17 protein-coding genes are annotated in these 15,064 nt (G+C 37.4%); 15 read left to right on the plus strand and 2 right to left on the minus strand.

From position 1 onward, the window contains the following. Positions 1-126: 126 nt before the first annotated feature. A complete protein-coding gene (locus tag QWZ08_RS23320) occupies positions 127-303 on the plus strand; it encodes an alpha/beta hydrolase (RefSeq protein ID WP_290340012.1) in 177 nt (58 codons plus the stop codon). Positions 304-321: 18 nt separating this feature from the next. On the opposite strand, the gene QWZ08_RS28265 is transcribed toward QWZ08_RS23320, so the two are convergent. Beyond that, complete coding sequence (locus QWZ08_RS28265; protein WP_353960505.1) at positions 322-648, minus strand: CHY zinc finger protein; 327 nt, start codon at positions 646-648, stop codon at positions 322-324. A gap of 141 nt (positions 649-789) precedes the next feature. Here QWZ08_RS28265 and QWZ08_RS23325 point away from each other — a divergent pair, with 141 nt between their 5' ends. The 11 genes from QWZ08_RS23325 to QWZ08_RS23375 all read left to right on the plus strand — a co-directional run bounded on the left by QWZ08_RS23325 (position 790) and on the right by QWZ08_RS23375 (position 10,750). Continuing rightward, positions 790-1,371 (plus strand): Crp/Fnr family transcriptional regulator, encoded by a 582-nt coding sequence (locus QWZ08_RS23325; protein ID WP_290340013.1) that lies wholly within the window; start codon positions 790-792, stop codon positions 1,369-1,371. Positions 1,372-1,465: 94 nt separating this feature from the next. Then, positions 1,466-1,909: a DoxX family protein gene (locus QWZ08_RS23330; RefSeq protein ID WP_290340014.1), complete on the plus strand. Its 444-nt coding sequence runs from the start codon at positions 1,466-1,468 to the stop codon at positions 1,907-1,909. Between the two features lie 171 nt (positions 1,910-2,080). Continuing rightward, positions 2,081-3,016, plus strand: coding sequence for an alpha/beta fold hydrolase (locus QWZ08_RS23335; protein ID WP_290340015.1), 936 nt, complete (start codon positions 2,081-2,083; stop codon positions 3,014-3,016). A 167-nt stretch (positions 3,017-3,183) separates the two neighbouring features. Beyond that, a complete protein-coding gene (locus tag QWZ08_RS23340) occupies positions 3,184-3,777 on the plus strand; it encodes a DJ-1/PfpI family protein (protein ID WP_290340016.1) in 594 nt (197 codons plus the stop codon). A gap of 279 nt (positions 3,778-4,056) precedes the next feature. Continuing rightward, the gene (locus QWZ08_RS23345) at positions 4,057-5,901 is read left to right on the plus strand and encodes a CocE/NonD family hydrolase (protein WP_290340017.1); all 1,845 of its coding nucleotides are present in this window, start codon (positions 4,057-4,059) and stop codon (positions 5,899-5,901) included. 440 nt (positions 5,902-6,341) lie between these two features. After that, positions 6,342-6,701 (plus strand): hypothetical protein, encoded by a 360-nt coding sequence (locus QWZ08_RS23350; protein WP_290340018.1) that lies wholly within the window; start codon positions 6,342-6,344, stop codon positions 6,699-6,701. Between the two features lie 13 nt (positions 6,702-6,714). Beyond that, complete coding sequence (locus QWZ08_RS23355) at positions 6,715-7,257, plus strand: NADPH-dependent FMN reductase (protein ID WP_290340020.1); 543 nt, start codon at positions 6,715-6,717, stop codon at positions 7,255-7,257. 39 nt (positions 7,258-7,296) lie between these two features. Then, complete coding sequence (locus tag QWZ08_RS23360; protein WP_290340021.1) at positions 7,297-7,878, plus strand: Crp/Fnr family transcriptional regulator; 582 nt, start codon at positions 7,297-7,299, stop codon at positions 7,876-7,878. A 103-nt stretch (positions 7,879-7,981) separates the two neighbouring features. After that, entirely contained in the window at positions 7,982-8,647 is a 666-nt protein-coding gene (locus QWZ08_RS23365) for a peroxiredoxin-like family protein (protein WP_290340022.1), read from the plus strand. Between the two features lie 22 nt (positions 8,648-8,669). After that, the gene (locus tag QWZ08_RS23370) at positions 8,670-9,053 is read left to right on the plus strand and encodes a hypothetical protein (protein WP_290340023.1); all 384 of its coding nucleotides are present in this window, start codon (positions 8,670-8,672) and stop codon (positions 9,051-9,053) included. Between the two features lie 515 nt (positions 9,054-9,568). Further along, positions 9,569-10,750, plus strand: coding sequence for a lactonase family protein (locus QWZ08_RS23375; RefSeq protein ID WP_290340024.1), 1,182 nt, complete (start codon positions 9,569-9,571; stop codon positions 10,748-10,750). A gap of 44 nt (positions 10,751-10,794) precedes the next feature. On the opposite strand, the gene QWZ08_RS23380 is transcribed toward QWZ08_RS23375, so the two are convergent. Further along, positions 10,795-12,591: a sigma 54-interacting transcriptional regulator gene (locus QWZ08_RS23380; protein ID WP_290340025.1), complete on the minus strand. Its 1,797-nt coding sequence runs from the start codon at positions 12,589-12,591 to the stop codon at positions 10,795-10,797. 369 nt (positions 12,592-12,960) lie between these two features. Between QWZ08_RS23380 and QWZ08_RS23385 the strand changes: the two genes are divergently transcribed. The 3 genes from QWZ08_RS23385 (at position 12,961) to QWZ08_RS23395 (ending at position 15,030) form a co-directional block, all read left to right on the plus strand. Further along, positions 12,961-13,281, plus strand: a complete 321-nt coding sequence (locus tag QWZ08_RS23385) for a thioredoxin family protein (RefSeq protein WP_290340026.1) — start codon at positions 12,961-12,963, stop codon at positions 13,279-13,281. Positions 13,282-13,345: 64 nt separating this feature from the next. Then, a complete protein-coding gene (locus QWZ08_RS23390; protein WP_290340027.1) occupies positions 13,346-14,221 on the plus strand; it encodes a helix-turn-helix domain-containing protein in 876 nt (291 codons plus the stop codon). Positions 14,222-14,394: 173 nt separating this feature from the next. Beyond that, on the plus strand, positions 14,395-15,030 hold the full coding sequence (locus tag QWZ08_RS23395; RefSeq protein WP_290340028.1) for a thioredoxin family protein: 636 nt from the start codon (positions 14,395-14,397) through the stop codon (positions 15,028-15,030). Positions 15,031-15,064: the final 34 nt, after the last annotated feature.

Consider the following 15,064-nt stretch of genomic DNA (forward strand, 5'->3'; position numbering starts at 1 on the left):
TCAAAATGAATACTATAAAGGATTACAACAGATTTTACCAACTATTTTTCAGTATTATACCAATTAAAATATTTTAAGAAAGATGTGTATGCTTTGCAGGATAAATTTCCGTTAGTAAAATGCAAAGTGTTTATTGTACATGGTACAGAAGATCCGTTGGTGCCGGTTGGTAATGCAATGTACGCCCAAAAGAAATTAGTGAATGCAGCATCTGTAAAACTTACATTGATACAGGGTGCAAATCATTTTATTCCCTGGAAGAACCATGATACTATTAAACAGGTCTTAATGAATTTATATTAATCAAAAAGTTTAATAGATCTATTCAAAATAATGCATATGATGGTTAACACATTTTGGATTAAAGGATGAATTACAAAATGGGCACGAATTATTCGAATTCAAATATTCTCTTATTGTCAACTCGGTGTTACAATTGCCACATAAAATTGCACGTATATCAAATTCATTTTTATTCCAAACTATTACCTGATGATTAGATTTAGCCTCGTGACAGTATATGCAAGAATAATATTCATTGCAGCATTTGAATCTTATTGCAACAATATCTAAAATTGAATGATAGTGAAAACATCTGGAGCTTTCATCAACCTGTATACCTTTTACAACAATTCTTTCCTTTTGCATTTATTATTAATTTCAAATTCATTACAAAAGTAACTTTAAACTAAAAAGAAATAAACAAGGCTTCAGTTTTAATTTATGAAATATGATACTATCTAATTCGGTTTCTTATAGTTTTATGAAAAATATTTAATCAAATAAGCAATGTTCGAAGATGCAATCATAAAAAATATTAATCAATATATTCAATTGAATGATATTGAGGCTAATTATTTTTTGTCATTACTTTATCCAAAAACTATCAAGCGAAAAGAATATTTGTTACGGCCTAATGAAATTTGTAAATATGAAAGCTTCATAACAAAAGGATGTTTACGGTCTTATACTATTGACGATGCGGGCCTAGAACATATTGTGATGTTTGCTGTTGAAGAGTGGTGGACGGGTGACCTCTATAGTTTTCTTACACAAACCCCGGGTAATTTTATAATTGATGCATTAGAAGATACCGAGTTGCTGCAAATTTCAAAAGATGATTTGGAGAAGTTATATGAATGTGTACCTAAGTTTGAACGCTTTTTCCGGCTCATACTTCAAAATGCATTTGTTGCCCAGCAGCAACGCATCAATCAAAACCTTTCCTTTACTGCAGAAGAACGCTACCTGCATTTTATAAAAAAGTATCCTCAGTTAGAACAGCGGCTTGCGCAAAAACAAGTGGCCGCCTATCTTGGTATCACTCCGGAATTTCTTAGTATGATCCGGAGAAAATTAGCCCGTAAATAATTTCTTAAACTACTTTAAGTTTCGTGGTTTTGTTTCTTAGTTGCTTTGTGTTTTACAAAACAGTAAATCGTTTAAACAATTAAAAATAAACAAAATGAAACAGAAAATATTACACACAAACAACGACTGGACAGGTTTAATTACAAGGCTTACAATTGGCCTGGTCTTATTTCCGCATGGAGCACAAAAGATGCTAGGGATCTTCGGCGGTTATGGATTTAACGGAACCATGGGGTTCTTTACAGGCACTTTGCATTTACCATGGCTGATAGGGTTTCTTGTAATCATTATTGAGTTTATAGGCTCTCTTTCCCTTATTGCTGGCGTAGGAAGCAGGATATGGTCTGCAGCTATTATTATTTTAATGGTCGGTATCATTTTTATTGCTCATATCCAAAATGGTTTTTTTATAAATTGGTTAGGTAATCAAAAAGGAGAAGGCTATGAATATCATTTATTGGCAATTGGGCTATCGCTTGCAACTATTGTAAATGGAAGTGGTAAGTACTCTATAGACGGAATGGTTTCAAAGAAATAGGCAATGTACCAAAGCTTTTATATAAAATTTTGAAAAAGACATTAGGTGCTATTACAAATCCTTTCAAAAAAAATCATCCATCCTTTTGCGTTGTTCATCCATTTTTAAAAGTTGGATGTCGTAGCATCTTTGTACTGTCAATAACGACATTAAAACAACAAAAAAAGAACAATGAAAAAGATTACCATTCTATTTGCAGTAACAGTATTACTGTTTATTTCTGTTGCATCATTTGCACAGGTATCGTACAAAACTATCAAGGTAGACGGTTTAAATATTGCTTACCGGGAAGCAGGAAATCCGGCAAGTCCGAAGATTGTTTTATTGCATGGCTTTCCGGCAGGGTCGCACCAATACCGTGATTTAATCCAGTCGCTTTCGGATAAGTTTCATGTAATTGCTCCGGATTATCCTGGCTTCGGTTTAAGCTATATGCCTGATCCGGCAACCTACAATTATACCTTTGAAGGTATCTCACAAACTGTTGAGCACTTTTTACAATTAAAAGGATTTGACCATTATGGTTTATTCGCACAGGACTATGGTGGCCCCGTTGGATTTAGAATTGTAGGCCGTAATCCAAAAGCTTTGGACTGGTTAATTATTCAAAATACTAATGCATATGAAGTTGGCTTTACTGCAGCATGGGATGGCTTCCGTGGTGCTTTATGGAAAAACAGATCAGAAGAAACAGAAAAGCCGCTGGCAGCATTTCTTACACACGATGCAATAAAAAGTATTTACTTATTCGGTGCAAAAAATCCTGATCTGATAAGTCCTGATAATTGGGAATCTGATTATGGATTTATGCAAAGGCCAAATGCGGTACGTGTTAACCTTAACTTATTTTATGACTATCGTACCAACGTAGAATTGTATTCTGTGTGGCAGGAATTCCTTCGCAAGAATCAACCAAAGACGCTTATTTTTTGGGGGCAAAAAGACATCTTCTTTACACCGGCTGGCGGAGAAGCATATTTAAAAGATCTCCCAAAAGCGGAGATGCATCGTTTGGATGCTGGTCATTTTGCAGTAGAAGATAATCTTGAATATATCTCTAAAGAAATGCATCGCTTTTATGCAGCAAAAGTTGCCGGTGGAAAATAGAAATATAACATATTGAAAAGCCCAACTAAAGGCCGGGAAATGAATCCTGGCTTTTGGTTGATTTTAAAACACAATGAATATTGGAAAACGCTTTTCCGTATTTAAAATCTTTTGATTAAAAATCAAAAGATTTAACCTGACTAAAATAATCGACTTAAAAATATAAAATGAAAGTAGCGGTATTATTATTTGACAACTTTGAAACACTGGATGTATTTGGTCCTGTAGAAATATTTGGCCGGCTTACAAATGACTACCAGGTTTCCTTCTATTCCCTTTCAGGTGGACTAGTAGAAAATACCCATGGCGTTTCAATTCTGACTAAACACCTTGCCGAGATTGAAAACGGTGTAGATATATTTCTTATACCCGGTGGGTATGGAACAAGAGTAGAAGTAAACAATGTTTCATTAATTGATAAAATAAAGAAGATTGCGGAATTGAGTAAATATGTTTTAACGGTATGTACAGGCACCGCTTTGCTGGCAAAGACCGGGCTTTTAGATGGCAAGAGAGCTACCAGCAATAAAAGAGCTTTTGATTGGGTAACCACACAAGGGTTAAATGTAAACTGGGTTAGAAGAGCCCGCTGGGTAGTGGATGCCAAATATTACACTTCGTCCGGAGTAAGTGCAGGTATGGATATGACGCTTGGTTTTCTCCAGGATATACATGGAATTGATTTTGCCAGAGAAGTTGCCCATACGATAGAATTTACCTGGCAGGAGAATAAAGATGAAGATGAATTTTGTGATCGGTGAAATTGTGTAAAGCAAATAACAGTAGGATAATAATTCAAAATCACGGGTTATGGCAATAGATTCACCTTAAGGATTCATTAGCAGTATTATTTTGATAAGAGCAACTAATAAAATTTAGTATCTTAACCCTTGTGATTTATATTGAGTAGCACAAAATAGTATAGTATTAAACATACATCACATCTTTATTTGTTAGCAATCAGTTTAGACATACTTATATTTTTCAACTGCTAACTTACAGGTATTCACCACAAACAATTTTTATCACAAATATTTACCATGAAAAAGAGCTTAATTTTTATCTTGCTGATTGGTTCATTTTTCTGCGGGGTTTATGCCCAAACTGATACCATCTCGTCTTATACCAAGAAAACTTATATGATACCAATGAGAGATGGTGTAAAACTTTTTACTGTTGTACTTGCCCCTACACAGGAAATGGCTCCCGGCCCCTTCTTAATAAAACGAACGCCTTATGGTGCCGATTTCCCTTTGCCTGAAAACGCAATAATACCAGTAAAAAAAATGGGGTCGTTCCAGCCCATGGCTGAAGACGGGTATATTTTCGTATTCCAGGATATGCGCGGAAAATTCAAAAGCGAAGGCAGTTTTGAAATGACCCGCCCGCTGTATCATTTAATTGATAAAACCAAAACAGATGAAAGCACCGATGCATATGATGCTATTGACTGGCTTGTAAAGAATATTAAGAACAATAATGGAAAGGCAGGTATCAATGGTGTTTCTTATCCCGGTTATCTTGCGTTGGATGCATCTGTTGATCCTCACCCTGCCCTCAAAGCAAGTTCGCCGCAGGCATCACCTGCTGATATGTTTTTGGGGGACGATTTTCATCACAATGGCGCATTTCGTTTAAGCTATGGTTTTGAATACAGTTATCTGGTTGAGAATGATAAACTGTCTAATAGCAATTTCCCTTTTCCGCAATATGATCTCTATAATTGGTACCTGCAATTAGGTTCTTTAAAAAATGTAAATGATAAATATTACAAAGGCCGCCTTGCAGCATGGAACGATTTTATAAAACACCCCGATTATGATGATTACTGGAAAAAAAGTTCCACGCTTACTTATATACAAACTCCGCAATTACCCATTCTGCATGTAGGTGGATACTTTGACCAGGAAGATATGAACGGGCCGCAACTGATGTACCGGCACCTTGAAAAGAAGGACAGTTTTAACCGAAACTTTATCGTACTCGGTCCCTGGAACCATGGCGGATGGGAAGACCAAAAAGCAGATAGCCTTGGCGAGATAAACTTTGGCAGCAATACGGCAGCATGGTTCCAGGCTTTACAAAAGCGATGGTTTGATTACTGGCTCAGAGGTATTGGCGATGGTAAGTTTGTTGAAGCCAGTTGTTTCCAGACAGGTAGTAATATATGGAAGACATACGATTCGTGGCCTCCAAAAAATGCGGTAATGAAAAAATTGTATGCTACCAGCGAACATAAAGCAAGCTTTATACAGCCATCGTCTGCTACAGGTGCTGTAAGCTATGTAAGCGACCCTGCAACACCTGTGCCTTATCGTAGCTTACCTATTGAAGCCACTTATGGTGAAGGCAGCCGTTGGTATACCTGGCATGTGGAAGACCAACGGTTTGTAACCACAAGACCAGATGTGGTAAGTTTTATAATGGACAGTCTTACGGAAAATGAAACTGTTACCGGCAAAGTAATGGCGCATCTCTTTGCATCTACTACCGGTACCGATGCAGATTTTGTGGTAAAACTGATTGATGTATATCCTGCTTTTGATACGGGTAACAGAAAGATGAGTGGCTACCAGCTGCCTGTCGCCATGGAAGTGATAAGAGGCCGTTACCGTAAAAGTTTTATGCAGCCTTCGCCACTTGTGCCGGGTAAAGCAGAAGAATTTGTTATAGACCTGCACGATATTAATCACACATTTTTAAAGGGACATCAAATGATGATACAGGTACAAAGTACTTGGTTTCCAATTATTGACCGTAATCCGCAGAAATACGTTCCTTCTATTTTTGAAGCTAAAGAAAGTGATTTTATTAAAGCAACAGAAACGGTTTATTGTAATAAACAATACGCAAGTTATGTTGAGTTACCTGTTATGAAAGAATAGGCAATCACGAAATCCGTCGCTGATTAGAAGGGACAATCATATTTACAACATTGTACAATCTTACTTTGGTTACAGGCATGGGAGTTTAACAGCTGCTTTTGAGGAATGAAGTAAATTTTCGTTCCTTTAATTTGCTTCACCACCAAGCGGACACTACAACAAATTCCCAACCTGCACAAGGCCCTGACTATAATCATTATTGGTCATCTATTGCCAATTATAAAACTTGCTCCATTCGCATCTACATGGTTTTTTGCATCTTCGGCTTTTTAAAACCTGCGGGTAAATTCATCCATCCATAAGTGATTATTATCCATTTTATTTAAGTGTTTGCCATAGCATCTTTGTAAAGCAGATGAAGCAAGTTATTTGAATAATTGAGCGGCCTGAAGGAGTTGTTTTTACAATTGCCTCTTTTTAAATTTCAAAAAATGGATTACATGAATACATATTTTAGCAAATCTGAGGCTGTAATTGATTTACATGAAAGAGGTTTTACTGAAGATTTTCAATTAATAGGCACTAATCTTTTATGGATACAGCGGAAAATATTTTTAAGAAAAAAAGATTTTTCAATTATAGAATGCCACAGTTTTATTGATCCCTTCGGAAAGGAAACTATCATATTTGGTGTTATTGCAAATGGCTTTTTTGCAAGTGGAATTTTAATCAATCACTACAAAAGCTATACAGATAAAACACCAGCCATCATCCAAAGTAAACTTAAAAAAATGGGTGCAAGTTTATTAAATATTCAGGGCAATTTTCTGGATGTTCAATTTACACAGCAACATTTATAAACCTTATTTACGTATGAACAATAAAGTGATCAATATTTTAGCGATCTCAGGAAGTTTGAAATCCACTTCAGCTAACACAAATATATTGAGGGCTATCAGCAAGATTGCCACTAAAAATGTAAGAGTCAATATTTTTGAAGGGTTGGATAAGTTGCCCCATTTCAATCCCGAATCAGCAAATGACATTGAAGTGGTAAATCGTTTCAGGCAGCAACTTAGAGAGGCTGATGGCGTAATTTTTTCTACTCCTGAATATGCTTTTGGTGTGCCGGGTGTTTTAAAAAATGCATTGGACTGGGTAGTATCTTCCGGAGAGTTAAATGAAAAGCCCGTTGCTGCAATCAGCGCATCTCCGTTGTATTCCGGCGGCGATAAAGCATTGGCCTCATTGCTACTTACGCTCACTGCATTAGGTACCAATATGGGTGCTCGTTCGTCTTTAAGCATTGCTACTATCAAAAGTAAAATAACTGACACAGGAGAGATAAAAAGTGATGAAACGATTACTGAATTGAAACTTTTGTTAGATAGGTTATTAAACCGTATAATATTTTAAACAAAATTTATTTACCAAAAAATTTAAAAGCTCAAAATAATGGATGATTTTTTGGAAATTAAAAAATATGTTGCAAAATATATACAGCTTACTGAGGAAGAAGAATCTTATTTTGTTTCTCAGTTAAGAATTGCAAAAGTTAAGAAAAAGGAATTTGTAGTCAGACCTGGTTATACCTGTAAATTTAGAAGCTGTGTGTTGAGAGGCTCCATGAGGGCTTATCTTGTAGATAGTAAGGGGCAATCGCATACGATTGCTTTTGCAATTGAAGACTGGTGGATTAGCGATATGAACAGTTATTTAAATCAGGAACCTGCAACTTTATTTGTTGAGGCTTTGGAGGATACCACATTAATACAATTTGACTATCTATCCGAACAGCGGTTGCTGGAAACAATTCCAAAATTTGAACGTTTTTTTAGACTTATATCGCAACGCTCTTTTGCATTTCTTCAAAGAAGAATGTTATCCAATCTTAGCAAAACTGCGGAGGAGCGTTATGATGAGTTTATGCAAAAATATTCTTCTATTGCAAATCGGGTACCTCAATATGCTCTTGCTTCTTACCTTGGTTTTAGTACAGAATTTCTAAGCAAAATTAGAAACAAGAAGTCTAAATAGCTAACCTGATTAATCAGGAATTTCCTAATCTACTTCATTTTTTATCGTTCACAACAGTTGCAATTTTGTGTTGTCAATGTGACACAAAATTTAAAATAATATAATGAAAGAAGAAAAAAGAATGCCCAGTTATAATGAAGAAAAATTGGGGTTACAAGCAAATCTTGCTGCCATGGTTTCAAGAGAATCTTTAGATGTGTTTAATGTAGATGCAACCCGGTTAGGGTTAAATTTTGCATCTCCCTTAAAATTATCAGTGGGCGATCGGGCCCCTTTATTTAAATTACCGAATGCAGTAAATATAAAAATTGCGCTACAGGATTTATTAATTGCAGGGCCGGTAGTAATTACATTTTACAGAGGTAACTGGTGTCCTTACTGTAATTTAGTTTTGAATGCTTACCAAAGAATTTTACCTGAAATCAAAGCATTGGGAGCCAATCTAATTGCCATCTCATCTCAAAATCCGGATAGTTCTTTAGATATGCAGGCTAAACACAACCTTGAATTTGAAGTATTAAGTGATAAAGGTAACCAGGTGGCAAAACAATTTACCACTATCATTCAAAATTCGATTGAGGCGGTTGATGAAGCGCAAAAACTGGGCGTAGATTTCCATAGTTTTTATGATGACAAATCAAGAGATATTCCGGTGCCGGCTGTTTTCGTGATTGATAAAAGCGGAACTGTCATTTTCGCTAAATCGGAAGGGGGAGATTACAGACTTAGGGTTGAGCCAGCTGAGATTCTAAATGCATTAAAAAAATAATAATAATTTAAAAAAATAAAAAATGAAAAGTAGAAAAAATATAACAAATATGCTGGTATGGCTTCCTGCCTTGCTATTGACTTTAAGTGCTGCTGCAAAATTTGCAGGTGCTACCGTAATTGTAAATAACCTTACAAAAGCAGGTATTATTCCTTATTTCCCATTACCAGCACTGGGCTTTCTTGAACTTACTTGTGTGGCGCTGTATTTAATTCCTGCAACCTGGCGCATTGGCTTTTTTCTTTTGTGCGGATACCTGGGTGGTGCTGGCGCTATTGAAATTTCACAGCATCTTCCACCAACTGCATTTATTTTGTTGACATTGGTTTGGATTGGTGTTTTCCTTAAAGACAAATCAATTTTTTTAAGAGAAGTAACAAGATCATTTGCTAGAGCTGGTAATTGAAATATGACAATGTGAATTTGGTTGGATAGTTTAAAATCCTTATAAAGGAGAATAATTTTTAGCCGGGATTAATGGAAAGCGTTTATGGAGAAAATTGGCCTGGTAGGTGGCATCAGTTGGGTATCATCAATGGATTATTTTAAATTTATCAACGAAGGAATAAATTTGAAATCAGGGTGGCTGAATTCTACAAAGCTGTGAATGGAAATTTAAAATGTCAAAGAAAAAAACATCCATCCTTTAGGGCCTTTCGTCCATTTTATACTGCTTATTATAGTAGCATCTTTGCTAAGCAACAAACGATCCAATGAGTCAAAAAAATCAGGTTGAATACTTTTTTACTGTCAACGTATTATTGCTTTTACAGGTTCTATAATCAGTAACTGGCATCGATTACCTCTTCAATTTACAATACCCAAACCGCAATAGTTGAATTAGCCGGATAAATGCCGGACGGTCATTCTATTGCCTGAATCAAAAGCTTTTTTCATTTATTAATTATAAAATCAACAATCATGAAGCAAACAAAGTATCAGATAGCAATTGCAATTGCTGTCACCGCCATGTTCCTTTCAGCATGTAAAAAGGACAATGGTTTTCAATCTCCTGAAAGCAGCGACGCTGCAACAACCGCTTCCGCCAATAACGGACTCCGGGTTGGTGGGGCAGGCACAGGCCATGTGTATCTATTAAGCAACCAGGTGGCTGGTAACAAAGTGCTGGATTATTCCCGTTCCTTTGATGGCACACTTACACTTTCAGGATCCTGGCCAACTGGTGACAATGGCACTGGCGGTGGCTTAGGAAGCCAGGGTGCTGTTATCGTAGCAAGCAAAGGTATTGAAGGAGAAGGCAAAGTATTACTGGCTGTCAACGCTGGTAGTAATACCATTTCATCCCTGAAGGTTAAAGGTAATGGTATTAAATTGATCTCAACCATCAGCTCGGGAGGAATAAGGCCAATCAGCATCACACAATTTGGTGATATGGTGTATGTTTTAAATGCAGGTGGAGAGGGTAATATTACCGGTTTTAGATTAGGCGAAAACGGAAGCTTGCGGGCCATGGAAAATTCAACGAGACCGTTAAGTACTACCAATTCAGGGCCTGCAGAAATTGCATTTGTGCGGGAAGGGAATGTACTGGCAATTACTGAAAAGGCTGCCAATACAATTATGACTTATACAGTTGGCAGATCAGGATTACCAGGCACCATGCATACGCTTACTTCAGCCAATCTAACACCATTTGGATTTGCAGCAGGCTACGATAAAATATATGTTACAGAAGCTGCCGGTGGTGCATCAGGAGCAAGTACAGTTTCTTCCTATCGCATCCAGGAGAATGGAGCAATCTCTTTAATTAGCGGACCAGTAGGTGCAGGCCAAACGGCGGCTTGCTGGGCAGTGGTTACTGATAACTATAAATATGTTTATGCTGCCAATACGGGTAGCGGCACAATTTCAAGTTTTGGCGTTAGCTATTCAGGAAGCATTAGTTTAAATGCAGCTGTTGCTGCAAGTGCAGGTGCAGGTGCGGCAGATGCTGCATTGAGCCACGATTCCAAATTTTTATATGTCCGAAATGGCGGTAGTAGTTCTATCAGTGTGTATGCTGTAGCAGGCAATGGTAGTTTGACAAATGTGCAAACTATAACAGGATTGGAAGCGGGTACTGTTGGTATTTCAGCAGATTAGTTCAGGCTGGTTTTTGTTAGTGGCTGCCCGAAAGGGCAGCCTTTTTATTTTTCCCTTTTTATTTCAAGCTTCTTCATCCTGGATTCCAGCGTGGTAGGGTTTAATCCCAGTATTTTGGCGGCGCCTTTTTCGCCGCTTACTTTCCAGTTGGTTTGATTGAGGACACTCATGATATGGGCTCTTTCTACATCTTCCATCTTTGAAAGAGTTGTTTGACTAACGGCCATATTTTTTGCAGAAGGCACCCAGTCGCCATATTCCAGCGTGTCGCCAACCGAAAGTATCAATGCTCTTTCCACCATATTCTCCAGTTCCCTGATGTTGCCCGGCCAGTCATACAGCATTAATGCAGCTATCACTTTGTCGGGTATATGTTTTATCTCCCGGCCCATTTTGCTTTCATATTTTTTTACAAAATGCTTTACGAGCAAAGGGATATCTTCTTTACGGTTGCGCAAAGGAGGGGAAACAATCTGGAAAACGTTTAGCCTGTAATACAAATCTTCCCTGAATTCTTTTTTGGCGATAGCTTCTTCCAGGTTGCGGTTGGTAGCAGCAATTACCCGCACATTTACTTTCATCGTTTTAGGATTTCCAAGCCGTTCAAACTCGCCTTCCTGCAATACCCTTAATAATTTGGCCTGCAATTCAACCGGTAGTTCTCCAATTTCATCTAAAAAAATAGTGCCCCCATCAGCCAGTTCAAAGCGGCCAATTTTTCTATCCATTGCTCCGGTAAATGCGCCACGTTCATGACCAAATAATTCGCTCTCAATTAAATTAGCAGGCAGCGTAGCACAGTTTATTTTTATCAATGGTCGTTTACTTCGTTTGCTGATATTATGAACGGCCCTGGCCAGTAATTCTTTACCAGTGCCGCTTTCACCCAAGATCAACACCGTGGCATCGGTAGATGCAACCTGTTCTATTTGCTGTAAAACCTTATGAAACTTTTTACTCTTGCTTACAATTTCTTCAAAATTATTATTCAGTTTAATTTCATCCTGCAAGTATTGATTTTGCGCCTGCAACATGGCCTGTTCCTGTTCCATTAATACCTTATCTGTGATGTCGAGAATCATGGTACGGGTAAATTCTCCACTTTTATCCGGGTTAGACCACCATTGAACCCACAGTGGTTTGCCATTATCCTTTCGACGCAATTCCAGTACAACACCACTGGTGTCGGTACCACGGCCGATTGATTCGAAAGCTTCCTTCATACGACGGTGGGCTTCGGGCGTATCGGCAGACATATTTTTACCATACGTAAATGGTACTTCGTCTGGCCTTACTCCTAAAATTCTTAATGCGGCCTTATTTGCTCTTATAAATTTTGAGTCAAGCCCTTCATGCACGTATGCAATAGGCGCCTCTTCAAACAAATCACGAAATCTTTCTTCACTTTCTTTCAGCAGCCCTTCTAATTTTACATTTGCATTTCTTAATTTTTCTTCATAGTCTTTTTGTTGCCGGATATCTCTTACAGTGCAACAAAAAACCTCCTGTTTATTATGTTCAAAATAATTGCTGATAACTTCAACATCATATAAATGACCTTGTTTGTGTATGAATTTCGTTTCAAAAGTCAATTGCTTTGCGGCCTTTAATTTTTTCCTGAAGACCGATAAGTCAGCAGTTAATTCCGAAGTATTAATATCCCTGACTTTCATAGTTGCCAGTTCTTCTCTTGAATACCCGGACATTTTGCAGGCTGTGTCGTTTACATACATAATGGTGCCGTCAGAGTTATTCCAGAATACAGCTTCTGTTAAGTGTTGAAAAGTGAAGTAAGAAAGGCTTCTGTCACTGTCAAAATCCTGCATGTACTTTTTTGTCATCACGAAAGTTTTATGTCTTTGCGACATTTTAAAATACCAATGAATTTCAAGTTACGGGTCTGATTGCCTGAAAGAAATCGTCAAAAAAACATAGCCGAAAAATTGACAATAAAAAAATTACCTGATACCCGGATAATAAAATGGAAAAATAAAATTATTGCGGAAGAAGTTTTTTTGAACTGAATAATTTCCTGAAATATAGTGACTTTCCTGATATTTCGTGAAAAGAAATTTAATTATCCGAATGAGGTTACGCTTTTGTAAATCGCTTAAACCCTTTGCTATATTGGCTTTTGGGAACAGCGGATGATCAATGAATTTGCTGGCATCCGGTTTGGCTATAATAACCATACCAGTTAAGAAAACTACATGATAAAAATATCAAACAACAAAGCGTTCACAGAAAAAATAGTAAACGGTAGCGGTTTGCAGATTGTCCGTTTTTGTGCGGAATGGAGTGGGCCTTGCCAGATGATGGTGCCCATTTACCTGGAGATGGTTGGCATGTATAAAAAGTTGGCCAACTTCTATAAAGTTGATATTGATGAAGCCCCTTTATTGAAAATTGAATTTGGTATTACAGAATTGCCCACCATCTTGTTTTATAAAAATGGCACAGTCAGTGATTTCGCAGTTGGATTAATTTCAAGAGATGAGCTGATTGCGAAGATGGAAAGACTGATCAAATAAGTTGAAAATCCTTCTATGAAAGATTTATTGTTGACGAATTATTTTCTATTAAAAAAAATGAATCATGTCCAGTCAAACAAACCTTTCAATGCTGAATCAAACCGACGGAAGCCTTTTATTTAAGTTGTTTAAGTTTGAAGAAAACTGCTTCTTCGGACAGGTACAACGCAATAATTATTTTACCCTTATTTGGGTGAAGGAAGGCTTTGGAAAAGTCAAGACAGGTTTTTCTGAATTTGATTTTAATGCCAATACATTATTTGCCTTTGCCCCTTTTCAACCATTTGTATTTTCTACAGAAAGCGTGATTAAGGGGGTTGTTATTAATTTCCATCCCGAGTTTATGTTTGTACATCAGCAGGAAAAAGAAAAGGCATTTAAAGAAGTGCTTTACAACAATAGCAATCAATCTCCGTTTGTGGCCATCGACAATAGTTCAGTCACCGCATTTGATATGTTATGCGAAAATATTGAAGCTGAGATACAAAATCCATCGCTGGCCCAGCATGACTTGCTCGTGGCGTATTTAAGAATATTCCTTATCAATGCGTCCAGGTTAAAAATTGAACAGCAGCCAACGACTGCACCTGGCGTAAAAGAGAATAAAGAACATCACATCCTTCAAAAGCTAAAAGACGCCATTGAGGCGAATTTCAGGGCCAAACATTCCCCCGGGGATTATGCGGCTATGCTGTACGTTACCACCAAGACATTGGCAAAGGTTTCAAAATCGCATTATAATAAAACGCTTTCAAATGTCATCAATGAAAGAATCATCATTGAAGCCAAAAGAGAATTGTATCTAACCAATAAGGCGGTTAAGGAAATTGCATACGAGCTCGGATATGAAGATGAGTATTACTTTAGTCGTTTCTTTAAAGTGAATACCAATGTGTCACCTCAAAAATACAGGGAAACTGTTGCCTATGCCAGGGCTTAGAGTTTTACGTTTCCGGCAAGCAGCAATTGTTTAAACAGCAACAGTTGTGTCTCTTTAATGATCTGCTATCCAGGGAAAATTGTCCATGCCATTGCGTTAATCCTCCATTTTAATACCGCGTGTTTAATTGGAACTTTGTTCTGTCAAAGCAAAAGAATATTAAAATTTATACAATGGAAACAGGAGCTGAGATAATAACGCTAAAGAAAGCTGATTACGAAAGGTACTTACAAAAAGGCATTGGGTATAATCAATACAAGCAGCAAATGGCAGAAGATCTGGCCGTAAATGCAGACTTTAACATTAAAGAATACATCAACCTGAACCAACGCCGGATGTACCGGGTTGAAAAAACGTTTGAGGTATCTGCGGAGCTGGTGGAGCAAATTAAAAACCTGAAACATAAAACCTGGTGGTTGATATTGACAGAACACTGGTGTGGCGATGCATCACAAACGTTACCTGTTTTTAATGCCCTGTCAGAAATGAGTAATAGCAAAATTGAAATGAAATTGGTTTATCGGGATCAGCATCCTGAACTGATGGATGCATACCTGACCAATGAAACCAGGTCTATTCCAAAGCTGATTCAGTTGGATGAACACTTTAATGTTACTGCTTTTTGGGGCCCAAGACCTTCGGTTGCGCAGCAATTGGTAAAACAATTAAAATCCAATCCCGCAACAGCAGCCACTTATGCAAATGAACTACATCTCTGGTATGCAAAAGACAAGCAAAAATCACTTGAATCAGAAATAGCAAAACTTATTTACCGGGCTAACTTATTTTGTCCCGATTGTTTATCATAATTAAAAAATCAACACCATGGAACAAAAACTTCCA

The sequence above is a fragment of the Ferruginibacter paludis genome (genome assembly GCF_030409685.1).
Taxonomy (GTDB): Bacteria; Bacteroidota; Bacteroidia; order Chitinophagales; family Chitinophagaceae; genus Ferruginibacter; species Ferruginibacter paludis.

Excerpts from the sequence above, each read along its gene's own strand:
- QWZ08_RS28265 (WP_353960505.1), bottom strand. The coding sequence starts at position 648 with ATGCAAAAGGAAAGAATTGTTGTAAAAGGTATACAGGTTGATGAAAGC.
- QWZ08_RS23325 (WP_290340013.1), top strand. The coding sequence starts at position 790 with ATGTTCGAAGATGCAATCATAAAAAATATTAATCAATATATTCAATTG.
- QWZ08_RS23330 (WP_290340014.1), top strand. The coding sequence starts at position 1,466 with ATGAAACAGAAAATATTACACACAAACAACGACTGGACAGGTTTAATT.
- QWZ08_RS23335 (WP_290340015.1), top strand. The coding sequence starts at position 2,081 with ATGAAAAAGATTACCATTCTATTTGCAGTAACAGTATTACTGTTTATT.
- QWZ08_RS23340 (WP_290340016.1), top strand. The coding sequence starts at position 3,184 with ATGAAAGTAGCGGTATTATTATTTGACAACTTTGAAACACTGGATGTA.
- QWZ08_RS23345 (WP_290340017.1), top strand. The coding sequence starts at position 4,057 with ATGAAAAAGAGCTTAATTTTTATCTTGCTGATTGGTTCATTTTTCTGC.
- QWZ08_RS23350 (WP_290340018.1), top strand. The coding sequence starts at position 6,342 with ATGAATACATATTTTAGCAAATCTGAGGCTGTAATTGATTTACATGAA.
- QWZ08_RS23355 (WP_290340020.1), top strand. The coding sequence starts at position 6,715 with ATGAACAATAAAGTGATCAATATTTTAGCGATCTCAGGAAGTTTGAAA.
- QWZ08_RS23360 (WP_290340021.1), top strand. The coding sequence starts at position 7,297 with ATGGATGATTTTTTGGAAATTAAAAAATATGTTGCAAAATATATACAG.
- QWZ08_RS23365 (WP_290340022.1), top strand. The coding sequence starts at position 7,982 with ATGAAAGAAGAAAAAAGAATGCCCAGTTATAATGAAGAAAAATTGGGG.
- QWZ08_RS23370 (WP_290340023.1), top strand. The coding sequence starts at position 8,670 with ATGAAAAGTAGAAAAAATATAACAAATATGCTGGTATGGCTTCCTGCC.
- QWZ08_RS23375 (WP_290340024.1), top strand. The coding sequence starts at position 9,569 with ATGAAGCAAACAAAGTATCAGATAGCAATTGCAATTGCTGTCACCGCC.
- QWZ08_RS23380 (WP_290340025.1), bottom strand. The coding sequence starts at position 12,591 with ATGACAAAAAAGTACATGCAGGATTTTGACAGTGACAGAAGCCTTTCT.
- QWZ08_RS23385 (WP_290340026.1), top strand. The coding sequence starts at position 12,961 with ATGATAAAAATATCAAACAACAAAGCGTTCACAGAAAAAATAGTAAAC.
- QWZ08_RS23390 (WP_290340027.1), top strand. The coding sequence starts at position 13,346 with ATGTCCAGTCAAACAAACCTTTCAATGCTGAATCAAACCGACGGAAGC.
- QWZ08_RS23395 (WP_290340028.1), top strand. The coding sequence starts at position 14,395 with ATGGAAACAGGAGCTGAGATAATAACGCTAAAGAAAGCTGATTACGAA.